This window comes from Vibrio aerogenes, from assembly GCF_024346755.1.
In the GTDB taxonomy this organism is placed as follows: Bacteria; Pseudomonadota; Gammaproteobacteria; order Enterobacterales; family Vibrionaceae; genus Vibrio; species Vibrio aerogenes.
In genome coordinates this window covers 3158210-3172003 of sequence record NZ_AP024861.1, presented here as the reverse complement: position 1 = coordinate 3172003, position 13794 = coordinate 3158210, and the positions used below count along the sequence as shown (strand labels likewise).

General features: G+C 44.9%; 13 protein-coding genes. 9 read left to right on the top strand and 4 right to left on the bottom strand.

Annotated elements, in window-relative coordinates; genetic code table 11:
* Nucleotides 1-14: 14 nt before the first annotated feature.
* From accA to OCV29_RS14035, 4 genes are all read left to right on the top strand, one after another.
* The gene (gene accA / locus OCV29_RS14050) at nt 15-971 is read left to right on the top strand and encodes an acetyl-CoA carboxylase carboxyl transferase subunit alpha (RefSeq protein ID WP_073602488.1); all 957 of its coding nucleotides are present in this window, start codon (nt 15-17) and stop codon (nt 969-971) included.
* A 130-nt stretch (nt 972-1101) separates the two neighbouring features.
* Nucleotides 1102-2421: a tRNA lysidine(34) synthetase TilS gene (gene tilS, locus OCV29_RS14045; RefSeq protein WP_073602487.1), complete on the top strand. Its 1320-nt coding sequence runs from the start codon at nt 1102-1104 to the stop codon at nt 2419-2421.
* Between the two features lie 157 nt (nt 2422-2578).
* The gene (gene glnB, locus OCV29_RS14040) at nt 2579-2917 is read left to right on the top strand and encodes a nitrogen regulatory protein P-II (protein ID WP_073602486.1); all 339 of its coding nucleotides are present in this window, start codon (nt 2579-2581) and stop codon (nt 2915-2917) included.
* Nucleotides 2918-2999: 82 nt separating this feature from the next.
* Complete coding sequence (locus OCV29_RS14035) at nt 3000-3896, top strand: endonuclease/exonuclease/phosphatase family protein (RefSeq protein WP_073602485.1); 897 nt, start codon at nt 3000-3002, stop codon at nt 3894-3896.
* A gap of 7 nt (nt 3897-3903) precedes the next feature.
* On the opposite strand, the gene OCV29_RS14030 is transcribed toward OCV29_RS14035, so the two are convergent.
* A complete protein-coding gene (locus OCV29_RS14030; RefSeq protein ID WP_073602484.1) occupies nt 3904-5478 on the bottom strand; it encodes a LysM peptidoglycan-binding domain-containing protein in 1575 nt (524 codons plus the stop codon).
* A 75-nt stretch (nt 5479-5553) separates the two neighbouring features.
* Nucleotides 5554-6312 (bottom strand): hydroxyacylglutathione hydrolase, encoded by a 759-nt coding sequence (gene gloB, locus OCV29_RS14025; RefSeq protein ID WP_073602483.1) that lies wholly within the window; start codon nt 6310-6312, stop codon nt 5554-5556.
* A 43-nt stretch (nt 6313-6355) separates the two neighbouring features.
* Between gloB and OCV29_RS14020 the strand changes: the two genes are divergently transcribed.
* Nucleotides 6356-7087: a methyltransferase domain-containing protein gene (locus tag OCV29_RS14020; RefSeq protein WP_073602482.1), complete on the top strand. Its 732-nt coding sequence runs from the start codon at nt 6356-6358 to the stop codon at nt 7085-7087.
* Nucleotides 7088-7097: 10 nt separating this feature from the next.
* Here the strand turns inward: OCV29_RS14020 and rnhA are convergent, their stop codons facing one another.
* The gene (gene rnhA / locus OCV29_RS14015) at nt 7098-7565 is read right to left on the bottom strand and encodes a ribonuclease HI (protein WP_073602481.1); all 468 of its coding nucleotides are present in this window, start codon (nt 7563-7565) and stop codon (nt 7098-7100) included.
* Between the two features lie 56 nt (nt 7566-7621).
* Between rnhA and dnaQ the strand changes: the two genes are divergently transcribed.
* Together dnaQ and OCV29_RS14005 are read left to right on the top strand one after the other, a co-directional pair.
* Entirely contained in the window at nt 7622-8371 is a 750-nt protein-coding gene (gene dnaQ / locus OCV29_RS14010; RefSeq protein WP_073602480.1) for a DNA polymerase III subunit epsilon, read from the top strand.
* A 13-nt stretch (nt 8372-8384) separates the two neighbouring features.
* Nucleotides 8385-9635: a TIGR03503 family protein gene (locus tag OCV29_RS14005; protein ID WP_073602479.1), complete on the top strand. Its 1251-nt coding sequence runs from the start codon at nt 8385-8387 to the stop codon at nt 9633-9635.
* A gap of 44 nt (nt 9636-9679) precedes the next feature.
* On the opposite strand, the gene fadE is transcribed toward OCV29_RS14005, so the two are convergent.
* Nucleotides 9680-12106 (bottom strand): acyl-CoA dehydrogenase FadE, encoded by a 2427-nt coding sequence (gene fadE, locus OCV29_RS14000; protein ID WP_073602478.1) that lies wholly within the window; start codon nt 12104-12106, stop codon nt 9680-9682.
* Nucleotides 12107-12299: 193 nt separating this feature from the next.
* On the opposite strand from fadE, the gene lpcA reads away from it, so the two are divergent.
* Both lpcA and OCV29_RS13990 read left to right on the top strand, forming a co-directional pair.
* Nucleotides 12300-12875: a D-sedoheptulose 7-phosphate isomerase gene (gene lpcA, locus OCV29_RS13995; RefSeq protein ID WP_073602477.1), complete on the top strand. Its 576-nt coding sequence runs from the start codon at nt 12300-12302 to the stop codon at nt 12873-12875.
* A 43-nt stretch (nt 12876-12918) separates the two neighbouring features.
* On the top strand, nt 12919-13740 hold the full coding sequence (locus OCV29_RS13990) for a class II glutamine amidotransferase (RefSeq protein ID WP_073602476.1): 822 nt from the start codon (nt 12919-12921) through the stop codon (nt 13738-13740).
* Nucleotides 13741-13794: the final 54 nt, after the last annotated feature.

Sequence of the window (13794 nt, the reverse complement as noted above, 5' to 3'; positions counted from 1 at the left end):
AGAAGGATCAGTAAATGAGCCCGAACTTTCTAGAATTTGAAAAGCCTATAGTCGAACTTGAAGCCAAAATTGAAGCGTTGCGTGATGTTTCCCGTCACGGTAATTCTTCTGTTGATTTGGACAAAGAAATCGAACAACTGGAAAAGAAAAGCCTTGAGCTGAAAAAGAAAATTTTCAGTGATCTTGGTGCATGGCAGGTCGCTCAGCTGGCCCGCCATCCTCAACGCCCATACACACTGGATTATATTCAGCATATATTCACTGATTTTGATGAATTAGCTGGTGACCGTGCTTTTGCTGATGATAAAGCGATTGTGGCAGGGATTGCCCGCTTAGACGATCGCCCTGTGATGGTGATCGGTCACCAGAAAGGACGAGAAACAAGAGATAAGGTGATTCGGAATTTTGGCATGCCTAAGCCAGAAGGATACCGGAAAGCATTACGTCTGATGGAGATGGCTGAGCGCTTTAATATGCCGATCATTACATTTATTGATACCGCCGGAGCATATCCGGGGGTTGGCGCAGAAGAAAGAGGACAATCAGAGGCGATTGCAAAAAACCTCAAGGTGATGTCGGGTTTAAAAGTTCCGGTGATTTGTAATGTTATCGGTGAAGGTGGCTCCGGTGGTGCACTGGCGATTGGTGTTGGTGATTTTGTGAATATGCTTCAGTATTCTACTTACTCCGTCATTTCCCCTGAAGGTTGTGCATCCATTCTCTGGCGTGACTCAAATAAAGCGCCTCAGGCTGCAGAAGCAATGGGATTGACTGCACCTCGTCTGAAAGAGCTGGAACTCATTGATGAAGTGATCGAAGAACCGTTAGGTGGCGCCCATCGTCAACCTGAAGAAATGTCCCGTAATATTAAAGAGACTTTGCTGAAACAGCTGGCTGATATTGAGAATATGGATGCTGATTCATTATTGGATCGTCGTTACCATCGTTTAATGAATTATGGATATTGTTGATTGTCTGGTGTTCTTGTTCTTTTATTATGAATGATCAGAGGGAAGCGTCGGCTTCCCTCTTTGATTCGATCGGTTCCCTGAACCAATGAAGACAAATTCTGCTGTTTAATATCAATTGTTATGAGTCAAAATGACCTCTGTTGAACAACATTTTTACCGGGTTTTGATGCATCACAGTCAAGCCCAGTCCCGTTTTATACTGGCTTTCAGTGGTGGCATTGATTCCAGAGTGATGCTGCACCTGCTCTCCGGGTTTATCAGGGAAACAGGCCGGGAAGTGCTTGCGGTCCATATTAACCACGGTTTGAGTCCTGATGCTGATTTGTGGGCTGAACGATGTCGTCAGTGGTGTCAGGATGAAGATATTGCATTTCAGCTACATCCGGTATCGCTGGATAAAAAGAGTAAAGGTGGTCTCGAATCGATAGCCCGTCAGGCCCGGTATGAGGCACTGCAGCACTATGTTGGGGCAAATGATTTGTTACTGACAGGGCAGCATAGTCATGATCAACTGGAAACTTTTTTACTGGCATTAAAACGGGGAAGCGGGCCCAAAGGGTTGTCGTCCATGGGCGAAGTCTCCGGGTTCGGTGCAGGAAAACTTGTCCGGCCATTGCTGAAAATATCCAGAACTGAAATAGAATCATTTGCAAAGCAGCATCAGTTAGACTGGGTTGAAGATGAAAGCAATCAGGATTTGCACTTTGACCGGAATTTTATCCGGCATAAAATTGCACCTGTTTTGTTAAAACGCTGGCCTGAATTGCCCGTGGCAATTCAGCGAAGTACAGAATTGTGTGCAGAGCAGGAAGCGTTACTGGATGAATTATTGGCGCAGCAACTGGATCGTGCCCAGCTTCCTGATGGGAGTTTATCTGTCCCTGTATTGCTCTCATTAAGTGAAGCCGTATGCAGGCGGGTCTTAAGAATGTGGCTGGCGCGTTATGATCTGCAAATGCCTTCCCGGGTTCAACTCATGACGCTTTATCATCAGGTGATATTGGCTAAGGAAGATGCCGATCCCCGGTTACATTTAGGCAATTCTGTTATTCGTCGTTTTTCCGGTCGGTTATATTGTTTGCCTGCAGTCACCGATGTGACGGAATGGCAGCATAAAATTACATTTAATCAACCGGTTGAGCTCCCTGATGATCTGGGATTGATCACGCTCAGGGAGTGTGATCAAGGCTCGCTGAGCAGGGAAAAGCTGGCAGGGGTTTCTCTGACTATTGGTTTTAACCCGCAGGGGTTATCAGCCTGTCCGGTTGGGCGATGTGGAAGAACCCGGTTAAAAAAACTGTTTCAGGAATACAAGGTGCCTGTCTGGCAACGAAGACGAATGCCAATTTTGATGGCAGGAGAACAGGTTGTTGCCATTGCTCAGCTGTTTGTTGACAGAGATTTTACCGGGACCGGTTGTGATTTAATCTGGAAAGCAGATAGGATATGAGTATTATTGTGAATGATTATCTTCTTCTCATACCACTTCTGTTGAGTGATTATTGTAAAGTAAAATATTTTTTGGCTTGATGATTGCTTGGGGTTTATTGAATGTTTTTGTCCGGTGACGGATAATGCAGACAAATGATACAGTTTAAGGGATGAACATGAAAAAAATAGAAGCGATTATTAAACCGTTTAAGCTTGATGATGTTCGTGAAGCACTTGCCGATGTTGGGATCACCGGTATGACTGTTTCTGAAGTCAAGGGATTCGGGCGTCAGAAAGGGCATACTGAGCTTTATCGGGGAGCTGAGTATATGGTTGATTTTCTCCCGAAAGTGAAGCTTGAGATTGTGGTTTCCAGTGATGTTGTTGAGCAATGTGTGGATGCAATCATCGAAACAGCTCAAACCGGTAAAATTGGTGATGGAAAGATATTTATTACCGATGTGGAACGTGTGGTAAGAATCCGGACCGGCGAAGAAGACGACGATGCAATCTAGTCAGATGTGATGATAAGGAGCCATATGGCTCCTTTCTTTATCACCAAAGTATCTAAAACAAATCAATAAATATGTGAATTCAATGGCGTCATTTCGTTTTAAAAAAAGCAGGCTTATCTCTATTATTTTGGCGTTAGTTTTGGTTGGTGGTGTCATTCTTGATTATATGTTTGATCTGCCCGCCACCCCGGAAGTTGTCTTGTTAAAAAGATCTTCAGACATTGGCGCACTGCCGGATATGATTGTTTCCCGCACATGTAGTCAGTTAACTGATGGCTCTTCTCCTGTTGATGATCATGGGAATCTGAACGTTCTTGTCTGGAACATCTATAAAGAAAACCGCTCTGACTGGTCTCAGGCTTTACAACAGTTCAGTCAGGACAGACAACTGGTGTTATTACAGGAGTCAAATTTGTCATCCGGGTTTCAATTGTGGCTGAAAGAAAACCCCAGATGGCAGGCTGTTCAGGCACACGCATTTTCTGTACTGGATCAGGGAATGGGGGTGATGAACCTGTCAGAATATTTACCTCTTTCATCCTGTGCATATCTGGAGATGGAACCCTGGATTCGATTGCCGAAGTCTGCTTTGATCTCCTATTATCCGTTGTCGGATCAACAAACACTGGCCGTGGTGAATATTCACGCAGTTAACTTTACTCTGGGCATCAAAGCATTCCGGGATCAGCTCGGTGAACTGACTGCAAAGATTCGGTCACACGTTGGTCCTGTGATATTTGCCGGAGATTTTAATAGCTGGAGTGAAGAGCGAATGAGTTATCTGCATCAAACGATGTCTGAACTTTCTATGACAGAAGTAGATTACCCATCGCCAGACCACCGTAAACAGTATGATGGATACCCACTCGATCACTTGTTTTACCGTGGTTTGATTTTGAATCAGGCAGGTGTAGCAGAAACTTCTGCTTCTGACCACAACCCGATTCAGGCATCTTTTTCATTGATATCTGCACAATAGGAATATCCTATGTGCTGACTTTGGTCACATCTACAAATAATTTCAGTTTTCGCCCTGGATGAATGTATTTATGTTTCGTTAAATCATTCCACTTAATAATATCGGATGTTTTGATTCTGAACTTACTGGCGATACCACTGAGTGTATCGCCGGATCGTACTTTGTAATACAAAGGACGAATAATTGCGCCACTGGATGATTTTTTCCAGACGACAAGTTTTTTGCCCACTTTTAACGGATCTCTCGGGCTCATCCCGTTCCACTTTGCCAGTGAGGTATGAGATATCTTGTACTTTTTAGCAATGCTCCACAGACTGTCTCCGGAGCGGACAGTATGGAATAAGCGATATTGACCCCGGGGTGTCGACTGAATTTTTTTGAGCCGGTTATTCAGGCTCAATACATACGTTTCTTTCCCTTTTGCAGAGGTCGGTATCATCAGATATTGTCCGGCCCGGATCAGATTATCAGGCAAGCCGTTGACATTTTGTATAATTTGACTGGTTGTTTTATATTTCCGGGCAATCGTATTGAGTGTGTCTCCCGAACGAATTTTGTAATGTATGAGCTTGATACCTTTACCGCGATTTTGCGCAAGGGAATGATTGAAGTGGTTAATTTTGTCGATCGGAAGTAATAATTTATAGGGCCCGTCCGGGGCGGTTGCCCACTGATTGTAAGCCGGATTATAGCTTTGAAGTTCTCTGACACTGATATCGGCATACTGAGCCGCAACGGCCAGATCCAGTTGCTCTTTAGGATTGATCAACTGGAGGAATGGCTTATTTTCAATATGTGGAATTTTTAAGCCGTATTTATCCCTGTTATTCATAACATCAACGAGAGCCAGTAATTTGGGAACATAGCTACTGGTCTCTTTGGGTAGATCCAGTGAAAAGAAATCAATCGGCTTTCCTTTCTTCCGGTTTTTTTTGATTGCTCTGTCAACTCTGCCGCTACCGCTATTGTAGGCGGCGATAGCATGAAACCAGTCACCCTTGAATTTTTTGTTCAGGTAAGTCAGGTAATTGAGAGCTGCGTCTGTGGCTGCATTCACGTCTCTTCTGCCGTCATACCAGAAATTTTGTTGCAGCCCATATCTTTTCCCTGTCGAAGGAACAAACTGCCACAGTCCTGCTGCCCGGCCATGGGAATAGGCAAATGCGTCAAATGAGCTTTCAACCACAGGGAGCAAAGCCAGTTCGAGCGGGAGATGACGTTTTTCTATCTTGGTTGTAATGAGATACAGGAACGGCGTTGCGCGTTTAGCGACAGTAATCAGATGCTGTGGATGTTTTAAATACCAGTTCCGGTAACGTTGAACGGATTTGTTCTGTGGAATAGGAAGTGAGAACTGCATACTGATTCTTTGCCAAAGATCGGATTGATCCTGAGGTAAATCGGGTTGCATTATCACAGGCTGAGCCGGGGAAGACTGGGATACGGCGACTTCAGTGTCAGCAGAAGGTCTATGCGCCTGTACCGTTTTCTCTGGTACTTCTTCCGTTTTCTGATGGCTTATCTGAGTTGTCTGGCATCCTGCCAGCAGGAGCAATAACACTCCGAAAATATGATTTCTCATAAAATTGATACAGTTCTTTATCCAGTGGCTTGTGATGATACTTGCTGAAACATCCGGATGACAAGGATCAAATCGTTAAAATTCGTTTTTCCATGTTCTCAGAGCAGTAAAGACAGAGAGTGGATCATGTTGCGATGTGCGATCTGACACAGATTTGATGATCTCCGGCTCTGATGGACGTAAAAATGGATTAACTTTCAGTTCCAGACCAATGGTTGAAGGGATCGTTGGCTGGTGATTTGCCCGAAGTCTGTTGACCTGTTCCCGGTAGTGCTGCAGAGCGGCATTTTCTGGTTCGACGGCCAGTGCAAAAGCAAGATTCGCCGCTGTATACTCATGTGCACAGTAAACCCGGGTTGTTTCAGGTAAGGCCATCAGTTTTTGCAGCGAAAGCCACATCTCTTCGCAGGTGCCTTCAAAGACCCGGCCACATCCGGCAGAGAACAGGGTATCGCCGCAAAATAAAATGTCTTCGTGATAATAGCCAATATGTCCAAGGGTATGACCTTTCAGGCCCATAATGTCAAAAGTATGCCCGAATATTTCAATTTGTTCACCGTCCCTGACCGGGTGAGTGACTGATTGAATTGCTTCATCAACCGGACCGACTACATTGACTCCGGGAAAGTGTTTGATTAAATCTGAGATACCACCCGTGTGGTCAGCATGATGATGCGTGATCAGAATTGCATCCAGTGCCAGATTGTTTTTCTCCAGGAAGGATAAAACAACCTGGGCATCGCCCGGATCGACAACGACGCAATGTTGCTCCTGATTTTGAATCAGCCAGATGTAATTATCCCTGAATGCAGGTATGCTTTTGATGTTTAACATGAGTTTTCTCCATTCATTTGCACATTATTAGCACGGTTAAGTCATGGAACCAGCACGTAGTCAAAAAAAAATTGAAAAGCCCTACTCTTGGGACCAGCTTAAAAATGGTTCATGGGTTCGTGAATCAATCCAGGCGCGTCTGGACGAGTGGTGGCCTAAGTTATTTGGTTACCATATGTTGAAACTTGGTGGCCTGAGTTGTGAGATTGCCAGTAGTCAGTCAAATATTCAACATCAGGTTCATCTGGATGTTGAAAATAAGTTGCATACGGTTATTGCTGATGGTTATGCATTACCGTTTATGGAAAAAAGTGTTGATATGGTTCTGATGGCCCATCAGCTGGATTATTGCAATGATCCACACCGAATGCTGCGTGAAGTCGACAGAGTGCTGATTGATGACGGATATATTGTGATCACCGGGTTTAATCCCGTGAGTCTGGTTGGCTGCACAAGCTTGTTACCGTGGCGTAAAAAATATTTTCCGTGGAGCGGGCGGATGTTTACCCCCAACCGGATTGCTGACTGGCTGGGTGTGCTGAATTATCAGGTCATTGAATGTGACAGATACGGGCTGTTCCCCGCCCAAAACTGCCGGGCTTTCTGGACATGGCTGGAAAATAATACCGGAGGGGGAATTCGTTCTTTCAGCAGCCTGTATTTTATTGTTGCAAGGAAGAGAACTTATCCGTTACAGCCAATTAAACCCCACTGGCGTCTGAAAAGAACATTAAGTCCGGTGCGTTTGAATTACCGGACCTCGACCGGAAAGTAATTTGATGCACTCAGGCTGCCGGGATATATCCTGTATCATCCTGAGTTGGGCTTTCTGCCGCAGTCCGGGCTAGTTCATCGCAGAGCTCATTTTCTCTGTGCCCCGTATGTCCTTTGACCCAGTGCCAGTCAATCTTGTGCTTTTGCGCTTCTTGATCGAGTGCCTGCCACAGATCTGCGTTTTTAACCGCTTTTTTATCCGCGGTTTTCCATCCTCTTTTTTTCCAGTTAAATATCCACTGCGTGATACCCTGGCGAACGTATTGGCTGTCCGTTGTTAAAACCACATGACAGGGTTCCTTAAGTGACTGAAGCGCAACCACTGCAGCCATCATCTCCATCCGGTTATTTGTGGTGAGCCGGAAACCCTGAGATAGTGTTTTTTCAACTTGTTTATAGCGTAATACAATACCGTATCCACCGGGGCCCGGATTTCCAAGACAGGAGCCGTCAGTGAAAATTTCTACCTGCTTCGTCATGATTTGTTACTATAGAGTGAATGATTGATTCAATATAGTCTGACACAGTTATCCCTATGAATACCAGTACTGAAACACATGGCAATGAGTCCGGAGCGCACCGGATTATTGTGCTTGATACCGAAACAACCGGTATGAATCGTGAAGGCGGTCCTCATTACGAAGGCCACCGGATTATCGAAATTGGTGCCGTTGAAATTATTAACCGTAAATTAACGGGCAGACATTTTCATGTGTATCTGAAACCAGATCGGGAAATTCAGCCTGAAGCGATTGAGGTTCACGGGATTACCGATGCGTTTTTAGTGGATAAGCCTGAGTATGCTGATGTCCATGACTCTTTTCTTGAATTTATGCAAGGTGCAGAATTGGTTGCACACAATGCGCCCTTTGATACCGGGTTTATTGACTACGAGTTTGCTAAATTAAATGCGGGCACCGGTTTAATTTCTGACTATTGCCAGATTACAGATACTCTGGCAATGGCGAAGAAGATTTTCCCGGGAAAACGGAATAATCTTGATGTGCTTTGTGATCGTTATGGGATTGACAATTCTCACCGTACGTTGCACGGAGCCTTACTCGATGCTGAGATTCTGGCTGATGTTTATCTGTTAATGACGGGTGGGCAGACGTCACTTGAATTTTCTGCCGGTCAGAATTCAGGAGAAGGTGATTCTGTCAGACGTGTCGTTTCAGAACGAAAAACATTAAAGGTTTTGAAGGCTTCTGCCGATGAATTACAAGCACATCAGGAAAGATTAGATCTCGTTGAAAAAAGTGGTACTTGTTTGTGGCGTCAGTAGGAGAATTGAATATATGTTGCGGACTTTAATCATCATCGTTGGGCTTGTCGTGAGTCTGGGAAGTAATGCTGCAACAAAATCTTCAATGTCGTTACTGGATAACCGTTTTCGTGTTGACCCGACCATTTCTCAGATTAACTTTGTTATTTATCGTTCCAAGCCATCCCGCCCGGTTGTTTTAGTCCGGCCTGATGGCGTCAAGTATTATTCATCACGTCACCCGGACAATGTGCAATGGTATCAGGAGCCTGCGATGGATATTGTTTCCATTGACAACCCGATGCCGGGACCGTGGCAGGCTATTGGTAAAGTGACTCCCAAAAATAATGTACAGCTCATATCGAACCTGAAATTGACCGCGTCAAAATTACCTGTCCGGATTTTTCACAATGAGACGATTAAGTTTACTGCCCGGCTGACATCTGATGATAAACCACTGAAGCTGCGTGATTTCTTAGATCGGGTCAAGTTACGGGTAACATTTACCAAGTATGTTGAAAACGCAGATAAATTGCTGAAAGAGGCCAGACCGATTCCGAATGTTGTCGGAGAGTTTGCTGATGACGGGCGGGGTTTAGACGAAAAAGCCGGGGATGGCGTCTTTACCGTGAAGTTAAACATCTCACCTGAACCGGGCAAGTATCGTGTCAGGATTACCTCGGGAAATGGTGTATTTCTCCGGGCTCAGGAACAGGAAGTTTTGGTGTATCCAACGCCATATACAACGACTTTTATCCAGTCCCGCATCGCAGGACAGCCCCATCAAATCATTTTTACTGGTCTTGCCGGCACAATTACACCGGGCTCTTTAGTGGCGCATGTGGAGCAAGAGAACATCTACGGTGATGTTTATTATGCTGAAGGGAGTACAGGAGAGCAGGGACAGACTATTAAACTGATGATCCCTAACTCCGGGGCGCTTGGAAACTATAAATGGGATGGCGAGGTTTATGCGACCGATTTTGCCTCAAAACGTCAGCTAGCTTTTGCTGTTCCCTTGCATACCTATAGTGTTGTTGAAGAGCTGGACCTTGTGAAGACCCGTTTATTGCAGGAACAGGCGAAGCAAGAGCAACTGCGTAAAGAGCGGGAAGCTGCATTACTGGCGCACCGGGAAAAATCCCGGATCATGAAGATGATATATATCGGTGTCGGGAATGTTGTTGTTATTATCATTGGGCTCATCGGATGGCTGCTATACCGCAAACATCAGGCGAAGAAAGCACTCCAGCCTAAACTTCAGCTGAATATGCCAAAGAAATAATCCGCTTAGAATGAATCGTCTCCCGTGTTTTTCTCCGGGAGACTTCATTTTTTATATTGCCCGCCCATCAAGTCTTCTGATGAAAAATCGTCTACGCCGATCACATAAAGTCTTTCTTGTTCAGCCCGAACTAAAATATGAGCTTCTTCTTCTGAAATCAGCGCTTCCCGTCGTGCCATTGCTGCTAATTTATCCAGCTTCATAAATGGATAATGTTCACTTTTATGCTGGCATATTTTTTCAAATATCGGCTCAGCGTCAAGAATATGGTTGAGCGCCTGGTTGATTTGACCTGCAGGGTTGTTCGGAACAGGGTTTTGATACAAATAGCATCCCAGGCGATTTCTGGAAGCAACCGGAGACTGAAGAATCATAGCTACCTGATGATCAAGTTCATCATCGGGACCATGCCGGAGAGAGCCGAAAGGCATCAGCACGCACTTTAACCAACGGCTTAACCAGCGGGAAGGGTAATTGTGAAGTAGTTGTAAAATTGCTGTTTCTATCTCTTTCATACAGTCTTCTGTTGCCCATTTCAACAGGGGTAGATCTTCTTCACAACGCCCTTCATCTTCATAGCGTTTCAGGCAGGATGAGGCCAGATAAAGGTGACTGATGATATCTCCAAGCCGGGCTGACAAGCGCTCTTTTCTTTTCAGCCGGGCTCCCTGAGTCAGTAATGTGATGTCGGCTAACAGAGCCAGATTAGCGCTGTAGCGGGTGAGTTGCTGATAGTATCGCCTGGTCTGATCTTTAACCGGGCTTACACTGCCGATTCCATCGCTAAGGCCGAACCAGAACGAACGGACAAAGTTGCTGAGTATATAGACAATATGTTGGCTGAGTATCTTATCAAAGGCTTTCTGACCATGCTGATGATCTGAGCGGACAATTTCCATTTCCTGAATGATATAAGGATGGCACCGAATGATTCCCTGACCGAAAATGATCATCGAGCGGGTTAAAATATTTGCGCCTTCTACTGTGACCGCTATCGGTGCACTCTGGTAATAGCGGGCCAGATAATTCGATGGTCCGAGACAGATGCTTTTACCGGCCAGAATATCCATGGCATCTTTGAGAACCAGCTGTGTTCTGTGCGTTGTGTGTAGTTTGACTATGGCTGAAATAATGGATGGTTTTTCTCCTGAATCAATCCCTGTGGTGGTTAACCAGCAGGTTGCATCCATGAGATAAGCATTTCCGCCAAGCCTTGCAAGTGGTTCTTCAATACCTTCCATCTGTCCGATGGGTTGCTTGAACTGGTGACGGATTCTTGCGTAGGCACCTGTCGTCAGTGCAACGGTTTTTGTCACGCCAGAAGAGTTGGATGGCAGAGTAATTCCCCGACCGACAGAAAGACACTCAACCAACATTCTCCAGCCCTGACCTGCCATGGCTGCGCCGCCAATGATAAAGTCAAGCGGGATAAACACATTATCCCCCTGAGTCGGGCCGTTTTGAAATGGCACATTTAATGGAAAATGCCGCCTGCCGATTTTGATCCCCGGCAGATCTGCCGGAATCAGTGCACAAGTGATACCAATATTGGTTTTTTCCCCCAGCAGGTGATCCGGATCTTTGAGCTTAAAAGCCAGTCCGATCACTGTTGCGATTGGAGCCAGAGTAATATAGCGCTTGTTCCATGTCAGACGGATACCCAATATTTTTTTGCCGTCCCAGGTTCCCTCACAAACAATGCCTTTGTCAGGAATGGAGGTTGCGTCTGAACCTGCTTCAGTGCTGGTCAGGGCAAAGCATGGAATCTCTTTTCCTGATGCCAGTCTGGGGAGATAATGATTTTTTTGTTTTTCCGTTCCATAATGTTGTAACAATTCACCGGGTCCCAGTGAGTTAGGTACGCCAACCGTGATCGATAAGATACCGGAGACGCTGGCGAGCTTCTGTAATATGACCGATTGAGCATGCGCTGAAAACTCAAGACCGCCATATTGTTTCTTGATAATAAGAGCAAAAAACCGGTGCTTTTTAAGGAAGTTCCAGATCTCTGGCGGTAAATCGGCCAGCTCATGTGTGATCTGAAAATCATTGGCCATTTCGCAGACCTGGTTCACCGGCCCATCAATAAATGCCTGTTCTTTCGCAGTAAGATGTGGTGCAGGATATTGATGAAGTTTTTTCCAGTCTGGCTTTCCCCTGAATAATTCAGCTTCCCACCAGACCGTTCCGGCATGCAGTGCTTCAGTTTCTGTTTTGGAAATATGTGGCAGTTTGGTTGAAAACTGATTGTATAAAAAAGAGGTGAATAATATTTGTCTTAAAGCCGGGATTGTTGTGCAGGCCACAATGAGTAACATAAAGTACCAGGCAACAGCCCCAGCGATGTTTAAAAAGGTTAACATCGCTAAAGTGGCGAACAGGCTACTGAGAGTCACAAGCAAAGAAGCCCGGTGGTATAAGCAAATTCCCCATATCAGAAATAAAACAATCACAGAAAACAGCAGGCTCATACGTCTTTCCTTCCTGAGAGGATTCATCTGATTTAAGCTTAGTGCTTAACCGATGGTCCTACCAGTTTCGTGATGTAACTCTGTTGTTCTTGTATGAAGTTCTTAGTATGTTGTCAGTTGATTTGAGGTAGCTTAAGAATATATCAAGTATAATAGTGACATAATTTTCGGAATATCAAAGAGAAACGGGCCTATGTATCAGGATTTAATTAAAAATGAGCTGGCTGAAGCCGCTGATGTTTTAAATACTTTTTTAAGTAATGATGAGAATATTGCTCAAATAGAAAAAGCGGCGAAGTTGCTTGCAGATTCATTTAAGCAGGGAGGAAAAGTTCTTTCCTGTGGCAACGGTGGCTCTCACTGTGATGCGATGCATTTTGCCGAGGAGTTGACAGGGCGTTATCGTGAAAATCGTCCGGGTTATCCGGGAATTGCGATTTCAGATCCCAGTCACTTATCTTGTGTCAGTAATGATTTTGGTTATGAGTTTGTTTTTTCCCGCTATGTTGAAGCGGTTGGTGCTCAGGGCGATGTTTTATTCGGACTATCAACATCCGGTAATTCAGGCAATATTTTGAAGGCAATAGAAGCGGCTAAAGCGAAAGGGATGAAAACCATCGCATTAACCGGTAAAGATGGTGGAAAAATGGCCGGTATTGCTGACGTTGAAATCCGGGTGCCGCATTTTGGTTATGCTGATCGAATTCAGGAAATTCATATTAAAATCATTCATATTTTAATTATGTTGATTGAGAAAGAAATGGCTTGATCAGGGTGTTGAATAACTGCCCCTGATAACGGAGAAAGGTGATATGTGTGAATTGCTCGGGATGAGTGCAAATGTTCCGACGGATATCTGTTTTAGTTTTACAGGATTGATTCAGCGAGGTGGTAAAACCGGTCCACACCGGGATGGCTGGGGCATTACCTTTTATGAGGGGAAAGGATTCAGGACTTTTAAAGATCCAAAACCAGGGTATCAGTCTGCAATTGCACAACTGGTACAGAATTATCCGATTAAGAGCAAAGCGGTCGTCAGTCATATCAGACAGGCAAACCGTGGTCACGTAAATCTGGAAAATACCCATCCATTTACCAGAGAGCTATGGGGTAGATTCTGGACATTTGCCCATAATGGCCAGCTGACTGGCTTTGAAGATCTTGATACGGAAAATCATCGGCCGGTTGGTCAGACAGATAGTGAGCAGGCTTTCTGCTGGTTACTGAAAAAGCTGGATGATGTTTATCCTCTGCCGCCGGCTAACATGAAAGATGTATATCGTTACATTGCTTCCTGCTGTGATCAGTTAAAAGAGATGGGGGTCTTTAATATGCTGCTGACAGATGGTGAGTATGTCATGAGCTATTGTACGAATCATCTGTACTGGATCACCCGTCAGGCGCCTTTTGGTAAAGCCACATTGATCGATGAGGATGTTGAAGTTAATTTTCAGGAAGAGACCTCCCCGGAGGATATTGTCACGGTGATTGCAACTCAGCCTTTAACGGCTAATGAGGCGTGGACCCGGATGAAGCCGGGAGAGTATAACGTTTTTCATTGTGGAGAACTGATAGAAAGCAATGCTGCGTTATTGAAAGATGTGCCTTTTGCTGAGGCGAAACCCGGTTGTTAGGCTCCGGCTTCATGTGATTAGTACTTCGCTCCGGTGATTGTTTGAAAAAAGAGA

Coding starts and splice junctions, on each gene's coding strand:
- OCV29_RS14020 (WP_073602482.1), top strand. CDS start 6,356: ATGGAACCAGCACGTAGTCAAAAAAAAATTGAAAAGCCCTACTCTTGG.
- fadE (WP_073602478.1), bottom strand. CDS start 12,106: ATGAGCCTGCTGTTTTCTGTGATTGTTTTATTTCTGATATGGGGAATT.
- lpcA (WP_073602477.1), top strand. CDS start 12,300: ATGTATCAGGATTTAATTAAAAATGAGCTGGCTGAAGCCGCTGATGTT.
- dnaQ (WP_073602480.1), top strand. CDS start 7,622: ATGAATACCAGTACTGAAACACATGGCAATGAGTCCGGAGCGCACCGG.
- gloB (WP_073602483.1), bottom strand. CDS start 6,312: ATGTTAAACATCAAAAGCATACCTGCATTCAGGGATAATTACATCTGG.
- glnB (WP_073602486.1), top strand. CDS start 2,579: ATGAAAAAAATAGAAGCGATTATTAAACCGTTTAAGCTTGATGATGTT.
- tilS (WP_073602487.1), top strand. CDS start 1,102: ATGACCTCTGTTGAACAACATTTTTACCGGGTTTTGATGCATCACAGT.
- rnhA (WP_073602481.1), bottom strand. CDS start 7,565: ATGACGAAGCAGGTAGAAATTTTCACTGACGGCTCCTGTCTTGGAAAT.
- OCV29_RS14030 (WP_073602484.1), bottom strand. CDS start 5,478: ATGAGAAATCATATTTTCGGAGTGTTATTGCTCCTGCTGGCAGGATGC.
- OCV29_RS14005 (WP_073602479.1), top strand. CDS start 8,385: ATGTTGCGGACTTTAATCATCATCGTTGGGCTTGTCGTGAGTCTGGGA.
- accA (WP_073602488.1), top strand. CDS start 15: ATGAGCCCGAACTTTCTAGAATTTGAAAAGCCTATAGTCGAACTTGAA.
- OCV29_RS14035 (WP_073602485.1), top strand. CDS start 3,000: ATGGCGTCATTTCGTTTTAAAAAAAGCAGGCTTATCTCTATTATTTTG.
- OCV29_RS13990 (WP_073602476.1), top strand. CDS start 12,919: ATGTGTGAATTGCTCGGGATGAGTGCAAATGTTCCGACGGATATCTGT.